16 protein-coding genes and 1 pseudogene are annotated in these 18,620 nt (G+C 66.4%); 5 read left to right on the forward strand and 12 right to left on the reverse strand.

Annotation, left to right across the window (positions count from 1 at the left end):
• Positions 1–35 precede the first annotated feature (35 nt).
• Positions 36–875, reverse strand: a complete 840-nt coding sequence (locus ACNQS7_RS17780) for an alpha/beta hydrolase (RefSeq protein ID WP_055577049.1) — start codon at positions 873–875, stop codon at positions 36–38.
• Here ACNQS7_RS17780 and ACNQS7_RS17785 point away from each other — a divergent pair.
• The 5 genes and pseudogenes from ACNQS7_RS17785 (at position 823) to ACNQS7_RS17805 (ending at position 6,746) form a co-directional block, all read left to right on the forward strand.
• Positions 823–1,931: pseudogene (locus tag ACNQS7_RS17785) on the forward strand (sigma-70 family RNA polymerase sigma factor). The gene ACNQS7_RS17780 and the pseudogene ACNQS7_RS17785 sit on opposite strands and share 53 nt — an antisense overlap.
• Positions 1,928–3,331: an alpha/beta hydrolase domain-containing protein gene (locus ACNQS7_RS17790; protein ID WP_418013556.1), complete on the forward strand. Its 1,404-nt coding sequence runs from the start codon at positions 1,928–1,930 to the stop codon at positions 3,329–3,331. Before ACNQS7_RS17785 ends, ACNQS7_RS17790 begins: the two are co-directional and overlap by 4 nt.
• 4 nt (positions 3,332–3,335) lie before the next feature.
• The gene (locus ACNQS7_RS17795) at positions 3,336–4,061 is read left to right on the forward strand and encodes a pirin family protein (RefSeq protein ID WP_418013557.1); all 726 of its coding nucleotides are present in this window, start codon (positions 3,336–3,338) and stop codon (positions 4,059–4,061) included.
• Between the two features lie 38 nt (positions 4,062–4,099).
• On the forward strand, positions 4,100–5,554 hold the full coding sequence (locus ACNQS7_RS17800) for a YhgE/Pip domain-containing protein (protein WP_418013558.1): 1,455 nt from the start codon (positions 4,100–4,102) through the stop codon (positions 5,552–5,554).
• Between the two features lie 109 nt (positions 5,555–5,663).
• Positions 5,664–6,746 carry a phosphodiester glycosidase family protein gene (locus ACNQS7_RS17805; RefSeq protein WP_418013559.1) on the forward strand — a complete coding sequence of 361 codons (1,083 nt, stop codon included), beginning with the start codon at positions 5,664–5,666 and terminating at the stop codon, positions 6,744–6,746.
• Here ACNQS7_RS17805 and ACNQS7_RS17810 read toward each other — a convergent pair.
• From ACNQS7_RS17810 to ACNQS7_RS17860, 11 genes are read right to left on the reverse strand one after another with little or no spacing between them, the layout of a single operon-like run.
• Positions 6,739–7,419 carry a YoaK family protein gene (locus tag ACNQS7_RS17810; protein WP_418013560.1) on the reverse strand — a complete coding sequence of 227 codons (681 nt, stop codon included), beginning with the start codon at positions 7,417–7,419 and terminating at the stop codon, positions 6,739–6,741. The genes ACNQS7_RS17805 and ACNQS7_RS17810 overlap by 8 nt on opposite strands.
• 10 nt (positions 7,420–7,429) lie before the next feature.
• The gene (locus tag ACNQS7_RS17815) at positions 7,430–8,212 is read right to left on the reverse strand and encodes a mammalian cell entry protein (protein ID WP_418013561.1); all 783 of its coding nucleotides are present in this window, start codon (positions 8,210–8,212) and stop codon (positions 7,430–7,432) included.
• Positions 8,179–8,730 carry a mammalian cell entry protein gene (locus ACNQS7_RS17820; protein ID WP_418013562.1) on the reverse strand — a complete coding sequence of 184 codons (552 nt, stop codon included), beginning with the start codon at positions 8,728–8,730 and terminating at the stop codon, positions 8,179–8,181. The genes ACNQS7_RS17815 and ACNQS7_RS17820 overlap by 34 nt, the downstream gene beginning before the upstream one ends.
• Positions 8,727–9,698 (reverse strand): RDD family protein, encoded by a 972-nt coding sequence (locus tag ACNQS7_RS17825; RefSeq protein WP_418013563.1) that lies wholly within the window; start codon positions 9,696–9,698, stop codon positions 8,727–8,729. The genes ACNQS7_RS17820 and ACNQS7_RS17825 overlap by 4 nt, the downstream gene beginning before the upstream one ends.
• Positions 9,695–10,405 carry an Mce protein gene (locus tag ACNQS7_RS17830; protein ID WP_310778674.1) on the reverse strand — a complete coding sequence of 237 codons (711 nt, stop codon included), beginning with the start codon at positions 10,403–10,405 and terminating at the stop codon, positions 9,695–9,697. Before ACNQS7_RS17830 ends, ACNQS7_RS17825 begins: the two co-directional genes overlap by 4 nt.
• Positions 10,375–11,931, reverse strand: coding sequence for a virulence factor Mce family protein (locus ACNQS7_RS17835; RefSeq protein WP_418013564.1), 1,557 nt, complete (start codon positions 11,929–11,931; stop codon positions 10,375–10,377). Before ACNQS7_RS17835 ends, ACNQS7_RS17830 begins: the two co-directional genes overlap by 31 nt.
• Positions 11,925–13,082 carry a virulence factor Mce family protein gene (locus ACNQS7_RS17840; protein ID WP_055577061.1) on the reverse strand — a complete coding sequence of 386 codons (1,158 nt, stop codon included), beginning with the start codon at positions 13,080–13,082 and terminating at the stop codon, positions 11,925–11,927. The genes ACNQS7_RS17835 and ACNQS7_RS17840 overlap by 7 nt, the downstream gene beginning before the upstream one ends.
• A gap of 5 nt (positions 13,083–13,087) precedes the next feature.
• Positions 13,088–14,695, reverse strand: coding sequence for a virulence factor Mce family protein (locus ACNQS7_RS17845; protein WP_310778668.1), 1,608 nt, complete (start codon positions 14,693–14,695; stop codon positions 13,088–13,090).
• Complete coding sequence (locus tag ACNQS7_RS17850) at positions 14,692–16,254, reverse strand: MCE family protein (RefSeq protein ID WP_418013565.1); 1,563 nt, start codon at positions 16,252–16,254, stop codon at positions 14,692–14,694. Before ACNQS7_RS17850 ends, ACNQS7_RS17845 begins: the two co-directional genes overlap by 4 nt.
• Positions 16,251–17,291, reverse strand: a complete 1,041-nt coding sequence (locus ACNQS7_RS17855) for a virulence factor Mce family protein (protein ID WP_055577063.1) — start codon at positions 17,289–17,291, stop codon at positions 16,251–16,253. The genes ACNQS7_RS17850 and ACNQS7_RS17855 overlap by 4 nt, the downstream gene beginning before the upstream one ends.
• Complete coding sequence (locus ACNQS7_RS17860) at positions 17,288–18,616, reverse strand: MCE family protein (protein WP_418013566.1); 1,329 nt, start codon at positions 18,614–18,616, stop codon at positions 17,288–17,290. The genes ACNQS7_RS17855 and ACNQS7_RS17860 overlap by 4 nt, the downstream gene beginning before the upstream one ends.
• Positions 18,617–18,620: the final 4 nt, after the last annotated feature.

Genomic DNA, 18,620 nt, shown 5'->3' on the forward strand with positions numbered 1-18,620 from the left:
ACTAGCGCAGCGACACGACAATCCCGCCCGGCCATTCACAGGCGCAGATTGAGCCAGGACACCACGTCGTCGAGCACCTGATTCTGCTCGGGCTCGTTGAAGACCTCGTGGAACAGGCCCGCGTATTCCTTCAGCTCGACGTCGGCGGAGCCCACACAGTCCACCAACCGGCGGCTGCCCTCGATCGGCACCAGCGAGTCACCGGTGCCGTGCACCACCAGCAGCGGCGTCGTCAATGCCGGGGCCCGCTGCGGCATGGTCTCGCCCACCTGCAGCAGCGCCCGGCCCAGTCCGGCCGGCACCTTGCCGTGGTACACCAGCGGGTCGGTGTTGTAGGCGTGGACCACCTCCGGGTCGCGCGATATCGCGTTGAAGTCCAGCGCCTCCACCGGCAGGCCCGGCGTCAGGACACCCAACACCTTGGCGGCCAGCGCCACCACCCGCGGCACCATGTCCTGCGCCGCGACGGCCGGCGCGGACAACACCATCAGGTCGTAGTTGTCCGGGCGCTCCACCCCGTAGGCGAACACGATCGCCCCGCCCATGCTGTGGCCGAGCACGATCCGGGTCAGGCCGGGGTTCTCCCGGGTGGCGACGCCGACCAGCGTGTCGAAGTCACCGGTGAACTCCGAGACGTCGCGCACCATCACCCGCTTGCCGCCCGAGCGGCCGTGGCCGCGGTGATCGAGTGCATAGGTGATGAGCCCGGCCTGGCCCAGCCGCTGCGTCACGTGGTCGTAGCGACGCGCGTGCTCACCGAAACCGTGGGCGAGAATGACCACCGCACGCGGCGGGACGTCCGGGGTCCACACGTCATAGACGATCGGTACGCCACCGACGCCATCGAAATTCCGTTCAGTGCGGGTGGTAGTCATCACGGGCAGCTTACGTCCTGCACGGCCACACCTCGCGGCGTGTTGTCGCACTCTCTGCGTAGTCTCGAATGCGTGAGTGTGCTCACCGAAAATTCGCCGCCCAATGCCGGAGGAGACTTCTCCGCCCACGCCGAACCGTACCGGCGTGAACTGCTCGCCCACTGTTACCGGATGACCGGGTCGCTGCACGACGCCGAGGACCTGGTGCAGGAGACCCTGCTGCGGGCCTGGAAGTCCTATGACCGGTTCGAGGGCAAGTCCTCGGTCCGCACCTGGCTGCACCGGATCGCCACCAACACCTGCCTCACCGCCCTGGAAGGCCGCGGACGGCGCCCGCTGCCGACCGGGCTGGGAAACACCCGTTCGGACCCGACGGCCGAGCTGATCGAGCGCGCCGAAGTGCCCTGGCTGGAACCACTGCCCGACGCCCAGGATCCCGCCGACCCGGCGGTGATCGCCGAGTCCCGGGAATCGGTGCGGCTGGCGTTCATCGCCGCGCTTCAGCACCTGTCGCCGCGACAGCGGGCGGTGCTGTTGCTGCGCGACGTATTGCAGTGGAAGGCGGCCGAGGTCGCCGAGGCGATCGGCACCACCACCGTCGCGGTGAACAGCCTGCTGCAACGCGCCCGGACGCAGCTGGACGCCGTCGCCCCCAGCGCCGATGACCGGCTGGCCGCGCCGGACTCCGCCGAGACGCAGGACCTGCTGGCCCGCTACATGGACGCGTTCGAGACCTACGACATCGACCGGTTGGTGGATCTTTTCACCGCGGAAGCGATCTGGGAGATGCCGCCCTACACCGGTTGGTACCAGGGCGCGCCGGACATCATCACGCTCATCCATTCGCAGTGCCCGGCCGAGCATCCCGGCGACATGCGGATGATCCCGATCACGGCCAACGGTCAGCCCGGTGCGGCCATGTACATGCGTGCGGGCGACCGCCATGTGCCGTTCCAGTTGCACGTCCTTGACGTCCGGCCGGACGGGGTGTCCCATGTGGTCGCGTTCCTCGACGGGTCGCTGTTCGCCAGATTCGGCCTGCCGGACGCGCTGTGACCGCCCCGCCCACCGTCACGCCGGTGCCGGGCCGGCCCTCGATCCTGTTGGGCGCGTTCGACATCGGCGGCGTGGGCTACCGCGCGCAGGAGTTCTTCGTATCCGGCAGCGCCGCGTCCTACGCCCCGGAGCAGCCGCCGGGCCCGGATGGCCGGTGGTGCGTAACCGCTTCGGACACAGCCGATTACACCACCCGGGTGGTAGTCCTCACCCCCGGCGATCCCGCTGATTTCAACGGCACGGCGCTGGTCGAGTGGCTCAATGTCAGTGGGGGCATCGACGCACCGGCGGTGTGGATGATGGCCCACCGGGAGGTGATCCGCGCGGGCTACGCCTACGTGATGGTCTCGGCCCAGAAGGTCGGTGTGGACGGCGGGGTGAGCCTGCTCGGAATGGACATGTCACTCAAGAGCCAGAACCCCAAGCGCTATGCCGGTCTCAGCCACCCGGGTGACGTTTTCGCCTACGACTTGTTCTCGCAGATCGGCGGCCTGGTCCGGGAAACCGGTGGCATCCTCGGCGATCTGAGCCCCGAACATGTTGTCGCCGTGGGCGAATCGCAATCTGCGATGTTCCTCACCAGCTACATCAACGCCGTCGACCCGCTCGCGCGAAGCTACGACGGGTTCCTGGTGCATTCGCGGTTCGGTCCGGCCGCGCCACTGCACGACGGATCCATTTTCGACGAATTGCAGTCCAGCAGTTCGCAAGCGGTGAAGTTCCGCCCGGACCTACGGGTGCCGCTCATGACGATCATCACCGAAACCGACCTGTACGGCGCGGGGCGGCAGGGCTATTACGCCGCCCGCCAGCCCGACAACGACCTCCTGCGGGTGTGGGAGATCGCCGGCGCCGCGCACGCCGACAATTACACGATCCAGGTAGCGCCGATCGACTCAGGCAGCGCGCCCATCGAGGACTTGGCGGCCGCCTACACACCCATCGACAACCTGATGGGTCAGCAACTCGACCATTACATCAACTTCGGACCGCAGCACCACTACGTCGTGCAGGCGGCATTGACGGCGCTCACCTCGTGGGTCCGCACCGGAACGGCGCCGCCCAGTGGCCCGCCGCTGCGGGTCCGCGAAGCCCCGCATCCGCAGCCGGTGCTGGATGCCCACGGCATAGCCGCCGGCGGAGTGCGCACCCCGTGGGTGGATGTCCCGGTCGCCCGCACGTCCGGCATCGCCGCCGAGGAGAGCATTATGGCGTCGATCTTCGGCACCGGCGAGCCCTTCGACGACGCCACCGTGCGGCGCCTCTACCCGGGAGGCCAAGACGAGTACCTGAGTAAGTTCACCGCGGCGCTCGACGCCGCGATCGAGTCCGGGTTCATTCTGGCGGCCGACCGCGTGGAGATCCTGCAGTTGGCCGCCGCCACCTACCCGCGGACCTGACGCCGTGCCTGCCACCGTAGATATCCGGCGAGCCGCCGATCGCGGCAGCACGACCACGCCATGGTTGCAATCCCGGCACTCCTTCTCCTTCGGAGACCATTACGAGCCGGACAACACACATTTCGGCTTGCTGCTGGTGAACAATGACGACATCGTCGCGCCGCGAACAGGTTTCGACACCCACCCGCATCGCGACATGGAGATCGTGACGTGGGTATTGGAAGGTGAACTGGCACATCAGGATTCCGCCGGAAACCAGGGAGTGATCTACCCCGGACTGGCCCAGCGCATGTCGGCCGGCAGCGGGATCCTGCATTCGGAGAAGAACGGTTCGCCCACTCGGCCAGTGCATTTCGTGCAGATGTGGGTTGTTCCGGACGAGACCGGCATCACACCGAGCTACCAACAGGACGAAATCGGCAATCAGCTGGACAACGTCGGCTGGGTCACTGTCGCGTCCGGCATTCCGGGACGTGACGGCGCCCTCTCCCTGCACAACCGCGCCGCGGCGCTGCATGTCGCACGGCTGCCCGCGGGCGGCTCCATCTCGCTGCCGCCGGCGCCCTACCTGCACGTATTCGTGGCGCGCGGCCACCTCACCATCGAGGAAGGCGGTGAGCTGACCCAGGGAGACGCGGCCCGCTGCACCGACGCGGACGGCCGTCGGCTCACCGCGCGGCAGACTTCCGAAGTGCTGGTCTGGGAGATGCACGCGAAGCTGGGCGGCTGACCGACACATTAGAGTGGGCTCGACAGACAGGAGCTCCCATGTCTCAGAAGCAGCCCCGCCACGCAGCACCCAAACCGAACCGGAACACCCGGCAACTTCGTAAGGTGCGGTTCTGGCTGGCGCCGATCCTGATCACGCTTGCCCTCATGTCGGCGCTGTCGGCGCTGTACCTGGGCGGCATCCTGAATCCGACCACCAACCTTCGCCAATTCCCGATCGCGGTGGTCAACCAGGACGCCGGGCCCTACGGCAAGCAGATCACCGACGGCGTGGTGGCCGGCCTGGACAAGGACAAGTTCGACGTCCGGGTGGTCTCCGCAGCCGAGGCCAAGCAACTCCTGGACCGGGCGCAACTCTACGGCGAGATGGTGATTCCGCCGGGGTTCTCGTCGAAACTGCGCGACCTCGGGGAGAGCGCGGTGACCGCCAACCGTGCCGAACGGCCGACGATCACGATCTCCACCAACCCTCGGGCGGGCACATTGGGCTCCAGCATCGCCGGTCAGACCCTGAACCAGGCCGCCTCAGTCGCGAACAGCAAAGTCGGCGAACGACTTTCGGCCGATGTGGCGGCGCAGACCGGTGGTGCGCCACTGGCCGGCGCTTCGGTGCTGGCCCTGAACAGTCCGATCGACATCAAGTCGACGGTGTACAACCCGCTGCCCAACGGCACCGGAAATGGGTTGTCGGCCTTCTACTATGCGCTGTTGTTGTTGCTGGCGGGCTTCACCGGCAGCATCGTGGTCAGCACTCTGGTGGACTCGATGCTGGGTTATGTGCCAGCCGAATTCGGCCCGGTCTACCGCTTCGCCGAGCAGGTCAACATCTCGCGATTCCGCACGCTGTTGGTCAAGTGGGGGCTGATGGTGATCCTGGCGCTGGCCACGTCGGGTGTGTACATGGCCATAGCCCATGGGTTGGGGATGCCCATCACACTGGGCTGGCAGCTGTGGGCCTTCGGAGTCTTCGCGATCAGCGCGGTGGGCATCACCTCGAGTTCGCTGATCGCGATCCTCGGCTCGATGGGTCTGCTGTTCAGCATGCTGGTGTTTGTGATCCTCGGCTTGCCGTCGGCCGGCGCGACGGTGCCGCTGGAGGCGGTACCGCCGTTCTTCCGTTGGCTGGCCGAGTTCGAACCCATGCACCAGGTTTTCCTCGGAGTGCGCTCGCTGCTCTACCTCAACGGACATGGAGATGCCGGATTGCGGCAGGCGTTGATCATGACCGGTATCGGCCTGCTGATCGGGTTGTTGCTCGGCGGCATCATCACCCGCATGTACGACCGCAAGGGCTTCCACCGGATTCCCGGCGCGATCGAACACGCCATCGCCGCCGAGCACCAGGCGCACCACCAACGCGAGAAGGCACGCGAAGCCGTCAGCGAGACAGCAGCCGAACCCGAGGTGACAACCGAGCCGGCAGCCCAGGACGAGGAGCCCGAGCCCACACCGAAGCCCCAGCCTGCCTCTGAAAGTGCAAGCGGGCAAACGTAATTCGAATGCGCCCGGACCGTCATCCCACTGTTACTAAAGTTGACAGTGTGACGGATGTGGCTGATCCTGGGATAGTTGCTTCCCCGGATATTGGCCGAAAGGGCTTCTCGTGCCGACGCCAGCTGCCGTCCTGCGCAGACTCACGGCAAGCTGTGCCGCGCTGGCGTCATGCGTCGCATTGGCGAGCACCACGGGCCAGCCGGTAGCACGCGCCGCCGATGCGCGTGAACTCCTGGAGCAGGCGATCGCCAACACCAAGGGCTCGTATCTGGTCTACAACTTCGGCGGTGGACACTCCATGCCGCTGTTGGACGGCGCCGGCCGCGCGTACGAAATGAACAACGGCGGCCACCTGATGATCATCAAACAGGCGTCGAGCCGACTGCAGCCGCATCTGCTGGTGGACAGCCACCAGGGTGACCAGGCGCGTTGCGAGAACAATGCCGGTGCGCGCACCAGTGAGGGCCTGATGCAGGCGTCCGAGGTCTACGCCCCGCTGCAGGCGTGGCAGCGCATGGGCCAGCCGACCATCGCGATCAACGCCAACTTCTTCGACGTGCGCGGCCAGAAAGCCGGTTCCTGGCGCGACACCGGGTGCAGCTCACCGCTGGGCGCCTTCGTAGACAACACCCGTGGCCAGGGCCGCGCCAACCAGGCCGTCACCGGCACCGTCGCCTACCCCGGCAAGCAGGGTCTGTCCGGCGGCGACGAATCCTGGACGTCGTTGACGACGATGATCCTGCCGGCCGGTGGTGCGCCATATGTGCTGCGGCCCAAGGGTAGAGAGGACTATGACCTGGCCACGCCGGTGATCGCCGACCTGCTTAACAAGAACGCGAAATTCGTGGCGGTGGCCGGCATCGGCCTCCTGTCGCCCGGCAACACCGCCCAGTTGCACGACGGCGGTCCCAGCGCGGCGCGCACCGCACTGGCCTACTCGAAGCAGAAAGACGAGATGTACATCTTCGAGGGCGGCAGCTACACCCCGGACAACATTCAGGACCTCTTCCGCGGCCTGGGCAGCGACACCGCGATCCTGCTCGACGGCGGCGGCTCGTCGGCGATCGTGTTGCGCCGCGACACCGGGGGCATGTGGGCCGGAGCGGGATCGCCGAAGGGCTCGTGCGACACCCGGCAGGTGCTCTGCGACTCCCACGAGCGGGCGCTGCCCAGCTGGCTCGCCTTCAACTAGTGGGCTCGGCCCCGAACCGGAAGATCAGCAGGCTGACGGCGATCACGGCGGCCGCCAGGCAGAGCACCGGCGCCACCGCCACCCGGGTGATCGTCGCACCCACCGTCGCCCCGATGCCCATCGTCAAAACCACGCCGTAGCGCAGCTTTTCGCGATCGGCCGTGCCGCCGGCCAGGCGGCTGTCGAAACCGAGTCCGACGATCGTCGACGTCAGCACCGTGGTGGTGAGTTCCTGGATGCCGAACTGGCGTGCGCTGGAGTGCTGCAGGCCGAAGACGATGGCCATGCCGCCGATCAGCAGCAGCTTGGTGTTGTCGTTGTACCGGCAGACACCCGCACCGGCCAGGATCGAGAGGACGGTCAGCAGCACCACCTCGATGCCCAAGGACAAGGTGATCCAGGGCCGGACCCGGACCCCGAAGTGGCGCATCAACCGGCCGCCCAGGATCGTGCCGGCGACGAAGGTCGGGAAGGCGACGACGACGGCCGTCAGATCGACGGTGGATCGCGGCGCGAACCAGAAGCCGAAGAAAATGACGTTGCCCGTCATGTTGGCGACGAACACATGCCCGAGCTTCAGGACCGCGATCGCGTCGGCCAGGCCGGTCGCGAACGTCAGCAGCAGTAACGCCGTGACGGTCGAACGGTCGGAGACCGGAGAGATGACGGCCATGGCGGGCGCGCTACAGCTGTGGCGTCACATCCAGCGAGGTGATGGTGGTCATCCGCGTGACCAGCCAGCGGTCTCCCTCGCGCTTCATCGACATCCGATAGGACAGGTACTGCAGCGACGGGATGTTCTTCTTCAGCGGGGTGGTCGCGGTGGTGTTGGTGTAGACGATCACGGTCGCGTTCGGGCCTTCGAGTGATTCGACCGCCACGCCGGTGACCTCGGTGGAGTTGGTGATCTTCAGTTGCTTGTTGGGCCCGACGACCTTCTCTTCGACGAATTTGCGGTACTGCGCGCCGAAGTCGCCGGTGAGGTACCTGCCCGCGCGGTCGGCGAGGGTGTCCATGTTCTCCGGGGTGTAGCTCCACAGCGTGGTGATCGCGTTGGCCGCGGCCCGGGCCACCTTGACCTTGACTTCGATGGTGGCCCGCTCGGCCAGGTAGGGCTGCACCATCGCGGCCGCGAATGCCGAGGACCCGACGAACAACGCGGCCACCAGAGCGATGACCACCGCGGCCACCCGGCCGGGCCTGCGCTTCCGCTGCTTCTTCGGCTTTTTCTGTTTCTTCTGCTTTTCCTGCTTGACCGGCGCGGCCTCGGTCGCGGCCGTCTCGGCGTCCTCGGCCGGCGCGGCCTCGGAGTCCGCCCCGTCCTCTTCCGGCGAATCACCCTCAGCCGCATCGGTTTCCGTCACCGGCGCGGCGGCCTCGACGGTTTCGGCTTGGGAGTCGGCGGCCTCGGGTTCGTCCCGGGCCTCGTCGGTCAGATCACCTGCTGCAGGTTGCTGATCTTCCACTGATTCCCTTCCTGCGTAGCGGTCGCCGACCAACGGTTGGTGTTCTCGAAGACCTGTTTTCCGTCCGGTGACTTGGAGGTGACGTCGGTGGCCACCAACACGGTGACGCTGCCGTCGTCGTTCCAGCGTTCCACGCCGGCTTCCAGCACCGTCCCGGTGGACCGTTCCGCGCGGGCGACCTGGAACAGGATTTCGTTGGCCTTGTCGGTGTACTGCTTGGCGAAGTCACCCGTCGCCTGGGCCATCACCCGTTCGATGTACTCGTTGGCGTGGAACGGGTCGATAGAGGTGAAGCCCGTCATGAACCACTTGACGTAGTTGACGGCCTGGGTTTCCCGCTCCGCAACATGGTCGCGGGATTGATGGTCGACGAGCATGAACGTCGACAACGCGATCGCCGCCACCATCACCACCGAAGCGATCGAGGACACCACCGGCAGCGCCCACCGTCGCGGCGGGATGGACTGCGGGACGAGCAGCGACTCCTCGCCGGGTTCGAACTTGCGCCGGGGACTCATTTGCCTTCACCCGCGGGTTTCGGCTTGGCCAGCACCGTGAGGTTGTCGACGAGCCAGTGGCCGTCGGCGCTCTTCACGAACTTCACCCTGACGCTGGCGGTGATGTAGCGGGTCTCCGGGCCATCGCCGCGGCGGCCCTGCAGAAACAGCAGCATCGTCGCGGTGTTTGGGGTGGCCTCCAGTACCGAGTTGGTGGAACCCCAGTACTCGTTGATGACGGGCTGGCCCTTCTGCACGGCCTCCTGCTGGGCGGCCAGCTCACGGCGATATCGGTCGGTGGTCAGGTTCAGGGCACGGGCGAAATCGTCCTTCAGGTTCTTCGGGTCGTACGTCAGCATCTGGGCGACGATCTTGGGACCCTGCGTCGAGATCTCGGTGCGGGTCCGGTCAGTGGCTTGGGCCCGGGCGTAGACAACCCCGTAGCCCACGCCGGCACCGCCCAGACACAGCAGTGCCGCGACAGCCAGCGCCACCGCCGTCCACTGCCGTACCTTCTCGGCCCGCTCGTGAGGTACGACGCGCAGCACCTCGGTGCGCAGCAGCATGTCGGCGAAGGTGCGGCGCTGCGAATCCCACAGCGGCCAGAACCAGCCCACCAACAGCGCGGCGGTGTCGATCAGGTGTGCCAGGTCGCGTAACAGCAGCCACCACGGGCTGATGTCTTTCCCGTCGCGCCGGGCGACGGCGATGCCGAACTGTGCGCGTCCCAGACTCCAGCCAGTCACCGTCGGCAGCAACAACCGGTTGACCAGCACCGCCAGGACCGCGAGGGCGCACACGACCATGCACACCCACCACCACGCGCGGTACGGCGGCAGCGTGAACGAAACCAGCGCCATGGTGGTTGCCACGGCCAGTCCGGCCAGCACGTCGACGGCAAATGCCGCAACGCGCACATGCCAAGGCGCCAAGGCCTTCTCGGGTAAGTCCTGGGCGGCGGTCCGGGTCTTTTCGACCACCACCGTCACTTCGTCACCTGGTCGAGCTTGGAGATCTTGTAGGTCCCCTCGGTCGGCGCCATCCGCACCCGCAGGCGGTAACCGGTCTCCTGGTTCTGCTGCTGGTCGTTGGAGACATTGATGCGCAGGGCGATGAGGACGTCGACCGAGCCGTCGGGATTGTTGCGCTCGACGGCCGCCCGCATGTCGGACACCTTCAGGTGCACGTTGGCGGCCTGGTACGCCTGCACCAGCATGCTGCTGTAGAGCAGCGCCTGGGTGCGGTACTGGTCGGTGCCGCAGTCGACGATCTTCTGTTCACTGGCCGCCATGCTGCTGATGTCCGGCGCCTGGGTCGCGGCGACGCAATCCTTGGCCACGCTCAGTGCCGCAGCGTCGTTGCGCTGCAACGCAGCGATGTCCTGGTGGGACCGCAAGGCGTAATAGCCACCGCCCGCGATGGCGCCGGCCATGATCAGCAGGACTGCCGCGATCCCGACCACCCAGGCCCGGCCCACCCGGGACTTACCCCGTTCGACGGCAGGTTCTCCTGCGGTCTCGAGGCTGGAAGGGTCGGCTCCGGCCTCGGATTCCTGGGAATCCTCGTCCGTCACCTCGGCGTCAGTCGGGTCGGCTCCGGCCTCGGATTCCTGCGAATCCTCGGTCAGGACATCCGTGCCCTGCGAATCGTCCTCGTTGATGGGGTTCAGCCGGCTGGTGCCAGCATCTCCTTCCATCCGTCGTCTCCTGTTTTCATCGAGTTTGCGACGGAGTATTTGACCCCGTCGGGCCCTACCAGCTCGCCACTCTGCGGACTGTAGACCGCAGAGGGGGGCCCGCCCGGAGTGTAGACGCAGGGGTTGGGCTGCTGTCCGTTGCACTGCACCGCGCCGGTGCCGGGACGGGTCAGCGGGTCGCTGATCGGGGGTGGAGTGCCGCCCGGCGGGAGCCGGTCGGCCGGGGCCGGGTTCAACCCGTTGTTGACCGACGGCGCGGGTACCACCAGACCCGGCTTGACCGGCTGGTCACACCGCGCGGCGGGCGCCGGGCAGGTTAGCAGCTGGTTCGGGTCGCCGTACCAGGGGTTGGTACCCGCCGGCTCATACGGCTTGGTGCTGCGGCATTCGCGCGGCGTCGCGGCCCGCTTGCCGGGCACATCGACACAGGGAATATTGCGCGATCCACGCACGCTGTTGGCCGGGGTGTCCATCGGGATCTTGCAGTACGTCCCGACCGGCAGCGGCTGCATGCTGGTGTCGGCGAACGACCGCCACTGCTCGGCCGGAATGAAGCCGGTCAGGCAGGGGGGCGGCTGGTTGATCGCCAGCGCGAGGTCCAGGGCCGCCATGTTCGGGAACGGCGCGGCCACCGTCTGTGCGATCGAAGCGCCCTGCGGCAGGAACACCAGGACCTGCTCGAGGCCCTTGTGGTACCGCTTCAGCAGGTCGAACACGACCTCGAGGTTGGCCAACGTCTGCGGCAGCGAGTCACGGACGTCGGTGAACACCTCATTCACCTGGTCCGCCGTCGGAGCGGCCTGGGTCAGCACGCTGCGCAGGTGCTGGTCCTCCTGGGCGCTCTGAGCTGCCAGCGTGTTCAGGTTGCGCGCCCAGCGCTCGATCGCGCTGCCCGAGTCGACCTGGCTCTGCAGGATCGGTCCGGAGTTCTGGATGATGTCGTTGACGTCGTTGATCTGGGTGTGGAAGTCGCCCACGATCGCCTGCGTCGCGTCCACCAGCCGTTGCAGGGCCGGTCCCAGTCCACCGACCGCAAGCGCGGTCTCGTCGAGCAGCTTCGGGATCTTCTCCTTGGGCAGCACCGCGAGGCCACGGTTGGCGGTGTCCAACGCCGGCCCGATCTCGCTGGGCACGGTGCCCTTGGTGATGGTCTGGCCGGAGGCGAAGAACTTTCCGGGGTTGCCCGTGGAGACCAGGTCCAGATACTGCTCACCGACCGCCGACACCGAGTGCACGTTCGCGGTGGCATCGACCGGGATCTTGTATCGGCTGTCGATGCTCAGCGTCGCCTTCGCACCCGACGGGGTCGGCTCCACCTCGGTGACCTTGCCGATCGTGATGCCGCGGTAGGTCACGTTGGCGGTCGGGTACAGACCACCCGAGGCGGGCAGGTTCGCGGTCAGCTCGTAGCGCCCGATCCCGACCAGCGTCGGAATCTGCAGGTAGTAGATGCCCAGCACGGACAGCGCGACCACTGTCAGTGTCAGGAACAGCCACAGCTGGCGCTTGATGAAGGGTGTCAGCATTGGCCTCGCTCCGCCCTTTCAACCAAAGGCCCGCCCGGTGCGTCGTTCGGGTTCGACGTGTAGCGAACGTCGGGGATCATCGTCTCCGGGTCGCGCCCGAAGGACTGCTCCAAGGCCCGCAGGGCTCCGGAGAACCCGGTACCCGTCAGCACCGCGTTGTCCATGGCGCTGTAGGTCACGTCGAGCGTCGCCGACACGTTCTGGTAGTCGCCGCGGAAGATCTTCGGCACCGCGTCGATGTCGAACGGCTGCGTCAGGATCAGCTTCAGCGCGCCGATCAGGTACGGCGAGCCGCGGCCGAGTTCCCGCAGCGGGCACTGCAGCGACTCGAGGTCGGTGTGCAGGTTGCCGCGGGCTTCCGACAGGTACTGGTCAGCGGCACCGCTCAGCCTGCCCACCGAGTCCACCGCGTTGATCAGCAGGTTCTTGGTGTCCGCGAAGTGCTTGATCAGCGGCGGGAAGTCGGTGAGCACCCGCTCCAGCACGTCGTTGCGGTTACCCACGTAGCTCAGCAGGCGGTTCGTCGAGTCGATGGCGTGGGTGATGTCATCGCGCTGCTCGTTGAGCTGACGGGTGAACGTGTCCAGCCGATTCAGGAACCCGCGAATCTGGTCACCGCGCCCGTGGAAGATCGCGTAGATCTCGTTCTGCAGCACTTCCAGGTTCGGGATGCCGCCACCGCGCAGGATCAGCGAGACGACCGCCAGCGTCTGCTCGATGTTGGGATAGGCCGACGAGTTCTTCAGCGGGATGGTGTCGCCGTTGCGAAGCAGTTCCTTCGACGGGTTCTCCGGCGACAGCAACTCGACGTGCTGCGACCCCAGCAAGCTGGTCTGGCCGATCTTCAGGATGGTGTTCTTCGGGAGCTTGGTGTCCTTCTTCAGCCCCAGCGTCAGGGTGGCGATCCAGTTCTTCAGCTCGATCTTGCGGATCGAGCCCACCTCGACGTCGGCGACCATCACCTTGCTGTTGCCGTTGATCGCCAGCGTGTCCGGCACCTGGGCGTAGACGGTGTAGGCGTCGCTGCCACTGCCGGGTGCGCCCGGGATCGCGACCTGCGAGATGCCTTTCCAGCCACAGGAACTCAGCATCAGGGTGGCCACCAGCAGCACCAGCACCTGCCAGGTGCCGCGGCGGATCCTGCCCAGCATCCCTATCACTGACCCCCTCCTACCTCAGCTGGCAGCGGTGCGCCGACCGCGGCGGCCGGACCCGGGTAACCGGGCACCGGAGCGACCGGTCCCGGGATCACCCCGGGCCCAGGCGGCGGCGGCGGCACCGGTACCTGCGCCTGCAGGCCGACGGGCGGCAGCACCGGGTACTCGTCGTACGCGTTGGGCGGTCCCGGCGGAGTCTGCAGGGTGGATTGAACCGGCTGAATGTCGGGTCCACCCATCAGTTCGGCCAGCGACTCGGGGGTCATCAGACCCGCGGTGATCGGGCCGACCTGCTGACCCTGCATGCCCGGCGCCACGATCCAGCCCTGCTGGGTGTTCTTGTGCGACGTCGGGGTGTCCGGCACCCAGATGCCGGGCACGGTCGTGTCCTTGTATCCCGGCGGCGGCTGCAACCGCGGCTCGGAATACGCGACGTGCTTCGGCAGGATCTCTGCGGTGTTGAACGCGTTCAACCCGAACGGGAAGTAGTTGAACTTGATCGCGTCCAGCACCGGCGCCAGGTACTGAGCGCACAGTTCAGCGGATTCCTGGTATCCCAGTCGGCTGCCGGCCTGCACCGAGCTGCAGATGAACTGCATCGGGTTGGCAAAGCTGGTGATCTCCGGAACGGCGACCACCGAACCGTGAGCCGGGTGGTAGATCTGGTTGACGTTGGCGGCCGCCGTCGGCAGCACGTGCAGCGCCGTCTCCAGCCCGTTCAACGGCTCTGGCTGCAGCAACGTATTGGTCACCGTCGCCAGGTTGTTGACGTCGTGGGTCAGCACCTCGCGGTTCTTGTCCAGGAACGGCCTGACCGTGGTGAGCAGGCTGTCGAGCTGCCGCAGCGCGCTGGCCAGCGCCTGGTCCGAGCTGGCGAGCCGGCCCGTGACGTCCGCGAGGTTCTGGTTGAGCGCGACGAACTGCTTGTCGTCCTGGTGCAGCGCGTTGACGAACAGCGCCAGGCTCTTGACCACCGCGAAGAAGTCGCCGCGACCTTCGTTGAGCGCCGTCAGCGCCCGCGACAGGCTGTCCAGCGTGGTGTTGAGCTGCTTGCCCTTGCCCTCCAGGCCGTTGGCGAACGAGTTGATCACCTCACCGAACGGCCCGGTCGGCTGAGCTTCGGTAGGACCGAGCTTCGAGATGATGTTGGTGATGCTGTTACGCAGCTCGTCCCACTCAACCGGCACCTGGGTGCGCTCCATCGGGATGACCGCATTGTTGGCCAGCACCGGGCCGCCCTTGTAAGGCGGCTCGAGCTGAATGGCCCGGGATGCGACCAGGGTCGGGTTGAGGATCACCGCGGAGGCGTTGGCCGGGACCTTGTACTGGTTCTCGTAGTGGAAGGTGACCTTCATCTTGTCGCCGGCCGGTTCGATCTTGTCGATCAAGCCCACCTTGAGGCCCATGATCTGGACCTTGTCTCCGGCGTAGAGGGCGTTGGCGGCCGAGAAATACGCGGTGACGTAGTTGTTCGTCAGCTTCTTGTACAGCTGCCAGCCGACGAACGCGGCGACGAGAGCCAGCACCACGATCAGCGTCCCGATGATGACCGTGGCCCGGGACATCCTCGGCAGCCGGATGTTGCGGATGTCAAAGATGGTGCTCAATTCTGGCTACCTCCCGCTGCGCCGCTACCGCCCGAACCACCCGGGTTGATGAACGGTGCCGGTAACTGGTTCCCCGGCCCCGGCGGGGCCGGCGGACCCGGGGGGAGCCCCGGTGCGAATGTCGATGGTGGTGCCACCGGCCCAGCCGGTCCCAGCGGCTCGGTGCGAGCCCCCGGTGGGGCGTTGGGCGGCAACGGAACCGGCGTACCGGGCGCGTTCGGGGCCGGCTCACCCGGCCGTCCGGCGATCGGGATGCCAGGCACGTCCTGCACCCCGTTCGGGTTGGGCGGTGACACCTGAACGTCCAGCGGCGCCGGGAAGCCCGGACCACCGAAGGGACCGATCGCGGTACCCGCACACGGCAACGGGTTGGCCGGGCTGGGGATGCCATCGGCGGCCGGGGTGTACGAGCACGGCGAGCCGGGGGGCACGGCCGGGCCCGGGTGCTCCGGGGTGCCTTCCAGGACCAGCGGTCCCGGCGGCGGGGCGCCGTTGGGGAACCGGGTGCCGTTGGGGTCCGGGAACCGGTAGGCCGGCAGCCCGGCGCTACGCCAGAAGTCCTCGGGGCTCAGACCGCGCTTCTTGAACGCGGCATCGATGAATGGCTGAATGATCTGCCCGGGGACCAGGTTGTGGATGACCACCTTGAAGAACGGTCCGGAGGCGATCGACTCGTTGAGCGACGGCAAGAACCCGCCGACCATCAGCAGGCCGTTGGCCAGGTCGTCCTTGCGCTCGACCAGCAGGTCGCTGACGGTGCGCAGCTGCTCGAGCACGTGGTTCAGGTTGGGGTTGTCATTGATGAGGCCCTGGACCTGCGTCGAGAAGGCGGCGACGTTACCCAGCAGTGCGTCGATGGCGCGGCCGCGCTCGTTGAAGGCAGCCAACAGCGTCTTGGCGTTGACCAGCAGCCGGTCCACCTGCTGGCTGCGGTCACCCAGCACGCTGGCCACCTGGTTGGCCTGGGCCAGCAGATGCTTGATCTCCTCGTCGCGCTTCCCGATGGTGTCCGAGAACTTCGCCACGCCATCGAGTGCGGGGCTCAGCTGCGGGTAGGTCTGGTCGATCGTCTCGGACAGCACGTGCAGCGACTTCTTGACCGTGTCGATGTCCCAGCCGGTGGCCGCCTTGGTGACGTCGAGGAACGCGTCGTAGATCTGGTACGGCGTGGTGCTCTGGCCCAGCGGCAAGGTGCCGTTCGGCCGCAGCGGCTGGTTTCCGCGGGCCTCGATCTCGAGGACCTTCTTGCCCAGCAGCGTGTCGGTGCGGATGTTCAGCCGGCTCTCGGTGCCGATGCTTTCGGTGCCGATGGAGAACTTCATCAAAATGTGGTCGCCGTCGATGCTGATGGCCTCGACCTTGCCGACATCCATGCCCGCGATGCGGACCTTGTCACCCTTGTTGATGCCACCGGTGTCGGTGAACTGCCCGTAGTAGCTGGGCTTGGCCATCAACATCGGGACACTGGTGAAGCTCTGACCCACCCCGATGACCAGGAGCGTCACCAGGATGCCCATGAGTCCGATCTTGAGGCGGTTGGGCGGTTCCAGCGTTCTCATTGCGGCGCGCACCTCCCGGTCGGCTGGTGGAAGAGGCGGACGGTGCGAACCGGACCACCAGCCTGCAGACCGTTGATCCGGAGGCTGATGTCGCAGGAGTAGAAGTTCACGAAGTCGCCGTAGGAGCCGATGGCGCGGCCGATCGAGTTCAGCGCGGAGGGCACCTTGTGCAGGAAGTCGCTGAGCTGCTCCCGCTGGTCGATCAACGGCTGCTGGACGGTGTCGAGGTAGTTGATCGCCTTGTGCAGCAGCGCCCGGTCCTCGCTCAGCAGGTCGGCCACTGTGCCGGCGGCGTTACTGATGTTCGCCGTCCCGCCGGCCAGGGAATCGCCGTGGTCCTTCAACCCGGTGATGAGCACCTCCAGGTTGTTAACGGTCTGATCGAAGTCCTTGCGGTGACGGACGGTGGTGTCCAGCACTTTGTTGAGGTTCGTGACCACCTCGCCGATCGCCTGGTCCCGCTCGCCCAACTGCGAGGTGACCTGCGCGGTTTGCTGCAGGATGTCGTTGATCGTGCCCCCCTGGCCCTGGAACACGGTTATCAGCGCCGAGGCGATGGTGTTGACCTTGTCCGGGTTCAGCGCCCTGAAGATCGGCTTGAAGCCGCCGATCAGCGCGTCGAGGTCGAGCGCGGGCGTGGTGCGCGCCATCGGGATGAATCCGCCCGGCTGCATGACCTTGTCCTGACCGTCGCCCTCGCCGCGCTTGAGCTCCAGATAGCGGTTGCCGATCAGGTCGAGGTAGCGGATCGATGCGGTCGTGGACTGATACAGCGGAATCGAGCGGTCAACGTCGAAGTTGACGCGCACCCGCTTGCCGCCGTCGATCAGTTGCAGGTCCTTGACCTTGCCGATCTCCACTCCGGATGCGCGCACGAACTGGCCGGCGCGCAACCCACTGACATTGCTGAACTCGGCGGAGTAGGAGTTGGTCCGGTCGAAGCGGATCTGACCGAACACGATGATGATCATGATGCTGAACATCAGCAGCACCACAGCGAAGACGCTGAGCTTGACGAGAGTTCCGGTGATTTTCATGGGTTGATCGTGTTATCCCCTACCTGACGGCCCCAGACGTACTCGTTCACAAAGGGCGACCCGACCTCCAAGTGGTTATAAGGCGCAAGGCTGTTGCCGGTGTCCATCACCAGTTCCGGCGCCGGCCACAGTTGCCGGGTGATCTGCTGCCAGCAACCCGGTGCCCCGCCCGGTCCACCGTGGGCGTTCACCCGCGGCAGGTTCTCCGGGTAGGTGTAGGGGTTCGGCGCGCCACCGATCACTCCGGCAGCCAGTCCGCCGACCTGCGAGAGCAGTAGCGGAACCAGCGATACGGGGTTCAGCATCAGGCCCAGGGCGGACAGGATCTGGGAGTGGCTGTTCATCGAATAGCCGTTGCCACCCAGGAACTGGTAGGCCTTGGGCTCGATGTCGTGATAGTTGTGCAGCGTGCAGTACAGCTCCGGGCTGTAGGTGTCGAGCAACTGCGCGGTAGGCACCAGGTCGGCGGCTCCGCGGGCCAGGTACGGCCCGCCGCGCTCGAAGATGTCCGCGCCGGTGTTGCCGAACCCGGCGGCCGCCAGCAGCGCCTGATCCAGGTCCTTCTGCTGGGCGTTGATGCTGCGGGCCGTCGGCACCGAATTGTTCAGGAAGTCGATCAGGTCCGGCGCGGCGTTCGCGTACACGTCGCCGAGCGCCGCCAGCTGCTGGATGTCGCGGCGGGCCTGCGGCATCTGCGGGTTGACGTCGTCGAGGATGGCGTTGCCGTTGACGATCGACTGGCCGAAGCGGTCGCCCAGTCCGGTCAGGGACTGCGCGGCGGCACTCAGAGTCAGGTTCAGCTTGACCGGGTCGACCTTCTCCGAGATCGAGGTCAGAGTCTGGAACAGGGTGTTGATCTCGGTCGTCACGCCGGAGGCGTTGATCACGCTGTTCGGCCGGAGATGACCTCGCGAGATGATGTCGCCTTTGTCATCTTTGGGTGTGGTCAGCGATATGTACTTGCCGCCGAACACCGTCGTCGCCTTGATCTGCGCGTCGACGTTCTCCGGAACCACCCCATTAGCGCCGAGGAATTCCGGATAGATATCCAAGGTGAACTTGGCGGCCGGCTTGCCGTCCCGGTTGATCTCCTGGATCGTGTCGACCCGACCGATCTGAACCCCGTTGTAGGTGACCTTTGAGCCCGGATCCATCACCAGCCCGGCTCGGTCGCTGTACATCGTCAGCTTCGCCTTCTCGGTGAACTCACCGCGAAACTGTATGTAGACGACTGAGAGCACAAGAAGCAGAACAAGTACGGCCGCGATGCCGATCAGCTTGTACGGCGGGTTCTTTACCTTGTTGACCTTCCCCGGAGTCGTCATGGCG

It is taken from the genome of Mycobacterium sp. 23 (assembly GCF_048287075.1).
GTDB classification, from domain to species: Bacteria; Actinomycetota; Actinomycetes; order Mycobacteriales; family Mycobacteriaceae; genus Mycobacterium; species Mycobacterium gordonae_B.

Excerpts from the sequence above, each read along its gene's own strand:
- ACNQS7_RS17780 (WP_055577049.1), bottom strand. The coding sequence starts at position 875 with ATGACTACCACCCGCACTGAACGGAATTTCGATGGCGTCGGTGGCGTA.
- ACNQS7_RS17800 (WP_418013558.1), top strand. The coding sequence starts at position 4,100 with ATGTCTCAGAAGCAGCCCCGCCACGCAGCACCCAAACCGAACCGGAAC.
- ACNQS7_RS17810 (WP_418013560.1), bottom strand. The coding sequence starts at position 7,419 with ATGGCCGTCATCTCTCCGGTCTCCGACCGTTCGACCGTCACGGCGTTA.
- ACNQS7_RS17820 (WP_418013562.1), bottom strand. The coding sequence starts at position 8,730 with ATGAGTCCCCGGCGCAAGTTCGAACCCGGCGAGGAGTCGCTGCTCGTC.
- ACNQS7_RS17830 (WP_310778674.1), bottom strand. The coding sequence starts at position 10,405 with ATGGAAGGAGATGCTGGCACCAGCCGGCTGAACCCCATCAACGAGGAC.
- ACNQS7_RS17835 (WP_418013564.1), bottom strand. The coding sequence starts at position 11,931 with ATGCTGACACCCTTCATCAAGCGCCAGCTGTGGCTGTTCCTGACACTG.
- ACNQS7_RS17840 (WP_055577061.1), bottom strand. The coding sequence starts at position 13,082 with ATGCTGGGCAGGATCCGCCGCGGCACCTGGCAGGTGCTGGTGCTGCTG.
- ACNQS7_RS17850 (WP_418013565.1), bottom strand. The coding sequence starts at position 16,254 with ATGAGAACGCTGGAACCGCCCAACCGCCTCAAGATCGGACTCATGGGC.
- ACNQS7_RS17855 (WP_055577063.1), bottom strand. The coding sequence starts at position 17,291 with ATGAAAATCACCGGAACTCTCGTCAAGCTCAGCGTCTTCGCTGTGGTG.
- ACNQS7_RS17860 (WP_418013566.1), bottom strand. The coding sequence starts at position 18,616 with ATGACGACTCCGGGGAAGGTCAACAAGGTAAAGAACCCGCCGTACAAG.